Annotated in this window: 10 protein-coding genes; all 10 read left to right on the top strand. The window is 61.5% G+C overall.

Features of this window, described 5'->3' with window-relative positions; genetic code table 11:
• A partial coding sequence (locus ACN4F8_RS19745) for a hypothetical protein (RefSeq protein ID WP_419475135.1) occupies positions 1-375 on the top strand: 375 nt, incomplete at its 5' end.
• Between the two features lie 12 nt (positions 376-387).
• Positions 388-921: a DoxX family protein gene (locus ACN4F8_RS19740; RefSeq protein WP_419475134.1), complete on the top strand. Its 534-nt coding sequence runs from the start codon at positions 388-390 to the stop codon at positions 919-921.
• Between the two features lie 25 nt (positions 922-946).
• Complete coding sequence (locus ACN4F8_RS19735) at positions 947-1,759, top strand: YiiX/YebB-like N1pC/P60 family cysteine hydrolase (protein ID WP_419475133.1); 813 nt, start codon at positions 947-949, stop codon at positions 1,757-1,759.
• On the top strand, positions 1,756-2,325 hold the full coding sequence (locus ACN4F8_RS19730; protein ID WP_419475132.1) for a carboxymuconolactone decarboxylase family protein: 570 nt from the start codon (positions 1,756-1,758) through the stop codon (positions 2,323-2,325). Before ACN4F8_RS19735 ends, ACN4F8_RS19730 begins: the two co-directional genes overlap by 4 nt.
• Complete coding sequence (locus tag ACN4F8_RS19725; protein WP_419475131.1) at positions 2,322-2,666, top strand: thioredoxin family protein; 345 nt, start codon at positions 2,322-2,324, stop codon at positions 2,664-2,666. The genes ACN4F8_RS19730 and ACN4F8_RS19725 overlap by 4 nt, the downstream gene beginning before the upstream one ends.
• Positions 2,667-2,709: 43 nt before the next feature.
• Entirely contained in the window at positions 2,710-3,564 is an 855-nt protein-coding gene (locus tag ACN4F8_RS19720) for an AraC family transcriptional regulator (RefSeq protein ID WP_251711168.1), read from the top strand.
• Between the two features lie 161 nt (positions 3,565-3,725).
• Positions 3,726-4,295: a carboxymuconolactone decarboxylase family protein gene (locus tag ACN4F8_RS19715; protein ID WP_419475130.1), complete on the top strand. Its 570-nt coding sequence runs from the start codon at positions 3,726-3,728 to the stop codon at positions 4,293-4,295.
• A 51-nt stretch (positions 4,296-4,346) separates the two neighbouring features.
• Positions 4,347-4,616 carry a hypothetical protein gene (locus ACN4F8_RS19710; protein WP_419475129.1) on the top strand — a complete coding sequence of 90 codons (270 nt, stop codon included), beginning with the start codon at positions 4,347-4,349 and terminating at the stop codon, positions 4,614-4,616.
• Between the two features lie 30 nt (positions 4,617-4,646).
• Complete coding sequence (locus ACN4F8_RS19705) at positions 4,647-5,342, top strand: haloacid dehalogenase type II (protein WP_419475128.1); 696 nt, start codon at positions 4,647-4,649, stop codon at positions 5,340-5,342.
• Between the two features lie 57 nt (positions 5,343-5,399).
• On the top strand, positions 5,400-5,963 hold the full coding sequence (locus ACN4F8_RS19700) for a peroxiredoxin-like family protein (RefSeq protein WP_419475127.1): 564 nt from the start codon (positions 5,400-5,402) through the stop codon (positions 5,961-5,963).
• The last annotated feature ends 138 nt before the right edge of the window (positions 5,964-6,101 follow it).

Raw genomic sequence — 6,101 nt, 5'->3', positions numbered from 1 at the left:
GCCGAGGTGATCGCCGACTGCGACACGCTGCTGCAGCGCGGGTGCCGCCTGGATGCATCCCTCGTGCCCTTGAGCCTGAGCCATGCCGGCGCCGACGTCTGGATGGCGCACCAGCCCGGGTCGGACCAGCTTTTGTCCACCATCGATACCACGCGATCTCAGGACGTCTTCGTCCTCCGCCGCGGGGACGGTGTGGCGGTGTGGGAGCCGCCGGTGGGCACGGTCGCGCTGGTTCGACTTCTCATGGGCGGTGCACCACTGGCAAAGGCCGTGCAAGGGATGGGCACGCAGCACGACAACTTCGATTTTTCAATCAGCCTGGCGGGTTTGTTGCACCACGGCCTGGTGGTTGATCTCCCCCTTTGCAACGCATGACTGGAGCAACTCATGGAATCCGCATCACCATCGCCCGCCCGCACCCAACCGGCCTCACTGCTCGATCGACTGGCCGATCTGGTGGCCCATTGCCACTTCGCCATGACGCGCCTGCCGAACTCATTGCTGGCGCTGCTCGCGCGGTTTTCGATCGCTGCGGTGTTCTGGAAATCGGGCCAGACCAAGATCGAAGGACTGACCATCGACTTCATCAACGGCGATTTCGTGCTGGGATGGCCCAAGCTTTCCGAGAATGCCGTGTTCCTGTTCGCAGATGAATACCGCTTGCCCATCGTTGCGCCGCACTTGGCGGCCTGGATGGCCGCGTTCAGCGAACATCTTTTTCCCATTCTGTTGCTGATAGGTCTGTCCACCCGTTTCTCGGCGCTGGCGCTGCTGGGCATGACCACCGTCATCCAGGTCTTCGTGTATCCCGACGCCTACCCCACACACGGGGTCTGGGCCGCTGTGTTGCTATACCTCATGGCCCACGGGCCGGGCAAGATCTCGGTGGATGAGTTCATCCGCTACCCATCGCGTTGCTGAAGCGTGCACCGGGAAGGGAAGCACCGTGGGAAGCCTCACCCGGTTCGTGGGACGCCAGCTGGCCCGCTACCTGGCGCGCGAGGTGCATGTGCATGGCACAGCGCCTCCCACGCCGGAGCAGTGGCTCAGGGACACGCTGGTGCCAGGCGATGTGTTGCTGATTGAGGGACACAGCCGGTTCAGCACTGCTATCAAATACCTCACCCAGTCCACCTGGTCGCACGCGGCCCTCTTTGTTGGCCGCGACGCCCTGATCGGCCAGGATGGAACAGAAAACTTGTGCTTCATCGAGGCCGATGTGCAGATGGGTGTGCGTGCCGTCGGCCTGGAGCTGTTCGCGCCACACCACACACGCATTTGCAGACCGGTGGGTCTGCTCGCCGCCGACCGGCAAGCGCTGATCCAGCATGCCGTGGCCCAGCTCGGGCGGCAGTACGACCTGAGGAACGTGATCGACCTGGCGCGTTACCTGTTCCCGACACCTCCGGTGCCTGCCCGTTTCCGACGTCGTATGCTCTCGCTGGGCAGCGGTGATCCCACCAAGGCCATTTGCTCTACCCTGATTGCCCAAGCCTTCCAGGCCATCAGTTACCCCGTGCTGCCAGAGGTCCGGCTCATGAACCGCAACGATCCCCTGTGCCCCGATTGCCAGGACGAGATCTACATGGTTCGCCACCACAGCCTGTTTGCGCCGCGCGACTTCGATGTGTCGCCGTACTTCGACATCGTCAAACCGACCTTGCGGCAAGGGTTCGATTTTCATGGTGTCCAATGGGGCGACTTGACCACCCCGGCGGCAACTAATCACGTTGCCTTGACGACAGGATTCGACCGATGAGCTTCTTTCCCTCCCTGCCCGAGGACGCTGGCGTGCGCCACATCCTCACACTCAACCCGGAAGCCGGGCGAGCGCTGGTGGCGTTTCACACCGCAGCGCTGCGCAACGCCAGTCCGCTGACGCCCGCTCACAAAGAGCTGATCGCCGCCTACGTGTCTGGTCTGAACGCCTGCCAGTATTGCTACGGTGTGCATGCGCAGACCGCGCAGGCCTTCGGCATGGGTAAGGGTGTGCTGGAAGCCTTGTTGGCCGATGTGGATTCGGCCGATGTTGAAGAGCGACTCAAGCCGCTCTTGCGCTACGCGCGAAAACTCACCCTGGAGCCAACGCGCATGACCCAGGAGGATGCGCAAGCCGTCTTCGACGCCGGATGGACCGAGGTGGCGCTGCACGATGCCGTACTCACCGTGTGCCTGTTCAATTTCATGAACCGGTTGCTCGAAGGTCATGGGGTCAAGGGCAACCCTGGCGTGTTCAACACACGCGGGCAGGCGCTGCGTGACGACGGCTACGAACCCCTGTTGGCGTTTCTTGATGCGGCTTCCCAAGCTGCGCCGCGCGCATGACGCTGGACGTGGTGTGCCTGTGTGCCGATTGGTGTGGCACCTGCCGCGATTACCTTCCCGAGTTTGAGACCTTGGCCAGCGCGCAGCGCGACTGGCGCACGCGCAGGGTTGATGTGGAAGACTTTGAGTCCGTGCTGGACGAGGTCGACATCACGACCTTTCCCATGATCCTGATCATGGACTGCGACGGCGCACTGTGTTTTGCCGGGCCGGTCACGCCGCAGGCAGGCATGCTGCAACGCCTGTGCCAGGCTGCGCAACAGGGCTCACTCCGGGCCACTCAAGATCAAGCTGCGACTTGGAAGCCCTTGCTGCGCGCCTTACAGCTTCGAGACGAATAAGCATCATTACCGTCTTTTATTTGACCAGACGTATCATCTGGCGATGGATGCTCTGGTCTCACTTCTCAGCAATTTCTCTCTTCATGCGGGTGTGTTCTATACCGGCAACATCTGTGGCATTCACGACTTCGAGCGCGACACAGAACGCGGACACCTCCACCTGATTCGCAGCGGATGGGTTCAGGTGCGCGGCGTGACTCGGCGACGGTTCGAGGTGACACAACCCACGTTGATGTTTCTGCCCCGCCCGGACCAGCACCGGCTGGTGACCGATGACGGACCGGGTTCGGATGTGGTTTGTGCCACGGTGCAGTTCGGTGGTTCGGGCGTCAATCCCGTCACCGCATCGCTGCCCGATCTTGTAATGGTCCCTTTGGCGCAGATGTCGGGAGTCGACGCTCTTCTGGATCTGATGTTCGAGGAGGCCTTTCACGAACACGCAGGCCGACAAGGAGTGCTGGATCGCTTGTGCGAAGTGCTCATGATTCGTCTGCTGCGCCACTGTATGGCCCTGGGCCTGACGCAAGGGGGCGCACTCGCAGGCCTGGCCGATGTGCGCCTGGGCCCTGTGATGGCCGCAATGCACGAAGACCCCCAGCACCCGTGGGACCTGCTCGGCATGGCGCAACTGGCCGGCATGTCACGCGCCCGCTTTGCGGTGCGGTTTCGTGAGGTGACTGGCGACACCCCGGCTGACTACCTGGCCGCTTGGCGCGTGATGACAGCGCAGCGCCTGCTTACACGCGGCGCGCCGGTCAAGCAGGTGGCCGAAGACGTGGGCTATGGCAGCGCGAGCGCCCTGTCGCGCGCGTTTGTGCGCCGGCTCGGAATAGCACCGGGGCAATGGCTGAGGCAGCAAGCCTTGCCAACGCAGACCGAAACCGCGCTCAGTCTTTGACGCTCCCGTGTGCTCACCTTCCAGGAAACGTCGGGTATGGAAATAGAGACGGCTGGTCTCTCGTTGGGTACGGTGACCACCTAGTATGAAGCAACGGTCATCGAGCACCTGACCCAGTGATCGGTGAAGCTTTGCAATCGCAACTCAGGAGCCTTCCTTCCATGTCTGCCGCCCCATACATCCACCAACTCAACCCAATCAACCACGCCAGTGCAGAAGGCCCTCAGAAGGCAATTCTGGACACTGCCCTCAAGCAGGTCGGCTTCATCCCGAACATGTATGCCAACATGGTCAACGCTCCGGCCGTGCTGAGTACGTACCTGCATGGCTACGGACTGTTCCGCAGTGAGTCTGGCCTGACGCCCACGGAACAGGAGGTGGTGTTCCTCGCAGTCAGTCAGACCAACGGCTGCACCTATTGCACCGCAGCGCACAGCATGATCGCCGACAAGATGTCTGGCGTTCCCGCCCCAGTCCTGCAGGCCATCCGTCAACAGCAACCGATTCCCGATATCAAACTGGCCGCGCTGTTCGCAATTACCACTGAGATGGTGAAGTCGTTGGGCCAGCCCAGCCCCGCCACGGTAAAGTCGTTCCTCGAGGCGGGCTACCAGGAGCGTGATCTGCTTTACATCGTGCTGGCAGTGTCCGTAAAAGTTCTCAGCAACTATTCCAACCACGCCTTCGCTACGCCAGTGGACGAGCGTTTTTCGGCCTACAAAGTCGACTGATCTAGAAAATCCATGACACCAACTTTTGTTCCACAGACATTTGAGCGGGTCATGGGCTGCACCGCTTCGGAGTTGGTCTCGTGGTTGCCGCGCGCTCTGCCCGATGCCGAGCTCGCAACCGACGTGACCGGTCAGCGCAACGTGGCCATCTGGGTCGGCGGATCGATGGAGTTGCGGTGGAATACCTTGCCACCCAGACGCATTGCGTTGCTGGAGATTCCGCAGCTGCAAGTGAGCTTCACGTACGAAGGTCTGGACGACGAAGCCCGTTACCGCATTCAGAAATGCTTTGACCTGCAGACCCACCGTGGTGGCGGTTGAAGCGCTTCCCGACAACAAAGGAACCGCCTCATGAACATCAAGGTACTGGCATTTGACACCGGTGGCACGGTACTCGACTGGCACAGCGGCATCTGCAAGGCCTTCGCCTTGGCCGGAAAGCGTCACGGTGTCGAGCGCGACTGGCACGCGGTAACCAACGATTACCGGCGCGCATCCATGGCAGAGATCGTGGGAAAACTGGAGCCGGCATTCAACATGGACGCCGTGCACCGCACAGTAATCGATGGCGTGTTGTCGCGGCACGGTCTCGAAGTTTTCACACCTCAGGACCGCACTCAGATCCATCAAGCCTGGTACGGGCTGGACGCCTGGCCAGACTTCTCAGCAGCACTGGGTCGCTTGAAACGTAAGCTTCCTGTGGTCTCGTTCACCATGCTGCCACTGGCCATGGTAATGGCCGTCTCCAGACGAAACGGCCTTGAGTGGGATGCCGTAATCTCCTGCGAGATGATCGGCGCCTACAAACCGCAGCCACTGGCATACGAACAGGCTGCGCGCTGGATGGATGTTGCGCCTGGTCAAATCTTGATGGTGGCATGCCACAACTTCGATCTCAATGCAGCCCGCGCATGCGGCTACCACACCGCCTTCGTGCGGCGCCCTCTGGAGTGGGGCCCCGCCGGTCCTCCTGATCCGCATCCGCATCCCGACTGCACGGTCGTGGTAAACGACTTTTCCGCCTTGGCACAGCACCTGGGTGCCTGAAACATTTCGATTCACTACACACCCGGTCATGTGGTCGCCAGAGCCCTAAAGACCGTCATGAACCACCAGAAATCCACCATGCTCATCCCCCGCCAAACCGTGCCCGCACTTGCTGTTCCGACGCTGGCCCACGGCACTTTCAACGTCTCCACAGATGCTCCAGAGCAGTTCTCTCTGTTGGTCTTCTACCGCGGTCTGCACTGCCCAATTTGCCACAAATACCTGCTCGAACTTGGTCGCCTTCTGCCAGAGTTCACGAAGCGCGGCGTGAAGGTGATCGCGTTGTCCAGCGACACCGCGGAGCGCGCCCAGGCCATGGCCGACAAGCTGAACGCTCCCGATCTGCGTGTGGGACACAGCCTGCCTTTGGCGGTTGCACGCGCGTGGGGGCTTTACATCAGCGCGTCGCGTGGCGCGACGTCCATCGGCATCGAGGAGCCCGCGTTGTTTTCCGAGCCGGGGGTGTTCATTGTTCGTCCAGACGCGACGCTGTACTACGGCGCCGTCCAGACCATGCCCTTTGCCCGCCCCCATTTCGATGAACTGATCGCAGCCCTGGACTTCGCGGTAGCGAAGAGTTACCCCGCGCGCGGTGAGTACACCGGGTCATTGCCGCAGTGATGGGCATCCGTGGCGTGAGCAAGGCACAGCATTCGACTTCCACCTAAGGCTACGCTGAACAAGTAGCCGATTTGAGCGATCCGCTGCCCAATGGGTCGCTGACGCGGGGAAGCCTCGCGGTTTGACCGCGTTCCCCGG

This window comes from Hydrogenophaga sp., assembly GCF_048549895.1.
GTDB lineage: Bacteria > Pseudomonadota > Gammaproteobacteria > Burkholderiales > Burkholderiaceae_C > Hydrogenophaga.
The sequence above is the reverse complement of the archived record's forward strand: the minus strand, read 5'-3'. Positions and strand labels throughout refer to the sequence as shown.

Bases quoted from the DNA above. Each gene is read 5' to 3' on its own strand.
- ACN4F8_RS19720 (WP_251711168.1), top strand. From the start codon at position 2,710: ATGGATGCTCTGGTCTCACTTCTCAGCAATTTCTCTCTTCATGCGGGT.
- ACN4F8_RS19710 (WP_419475129.1), top strand. From the start codon at position 4,347: ATGGGCTGCACCGCTTCGGAGTTGGTCTCGTGGTTGCCGCGCGCTCTG.
- ACN4F8_RS19705 (WP_419475128.1), top strand. From the start codon at position 4,647: ATGAACATCAAGGTACTGGCATTTGACACCGGTGGCACGGTACTCGAC.
- ACN4F8_RS19725 (WP_419475131.1), top strand. From the start codon at position 2,322: ATGACGCTGGACGTGGTGTGCCTGTGTGCCGATTGGTGTGGCACCTGC.
- ACN4F8_RS19715 (WP_419475130.1), top strand. From the start codon at position 3,726: ATGTCTGCCGCCCCATACATCCACCAACTCAACCCAATCAACCACGCC.
- ACN4F8_RS19730 (WP_419475132.1), top strand. From the start codon at position 1,756: ATGAGCTTCTTTCCCTCCCTGCCCGAGGACGCTGGCGTGCGCCACATC.
- ACN4F8_RS19700 (WP_419475127.1), top strand. From the start codon at position 5,400: ATGAACCACCAGAAATCCACCATGCTCATCCCCCGCCAAACCGTGCCC.
- ACN4F8_RS19740 (WP_419475134.1), top strand. From the start codon at position 388: ATGGAATCCGCATCACCATCGCCCGCCCGCACCCAACCGGCCTCACTG.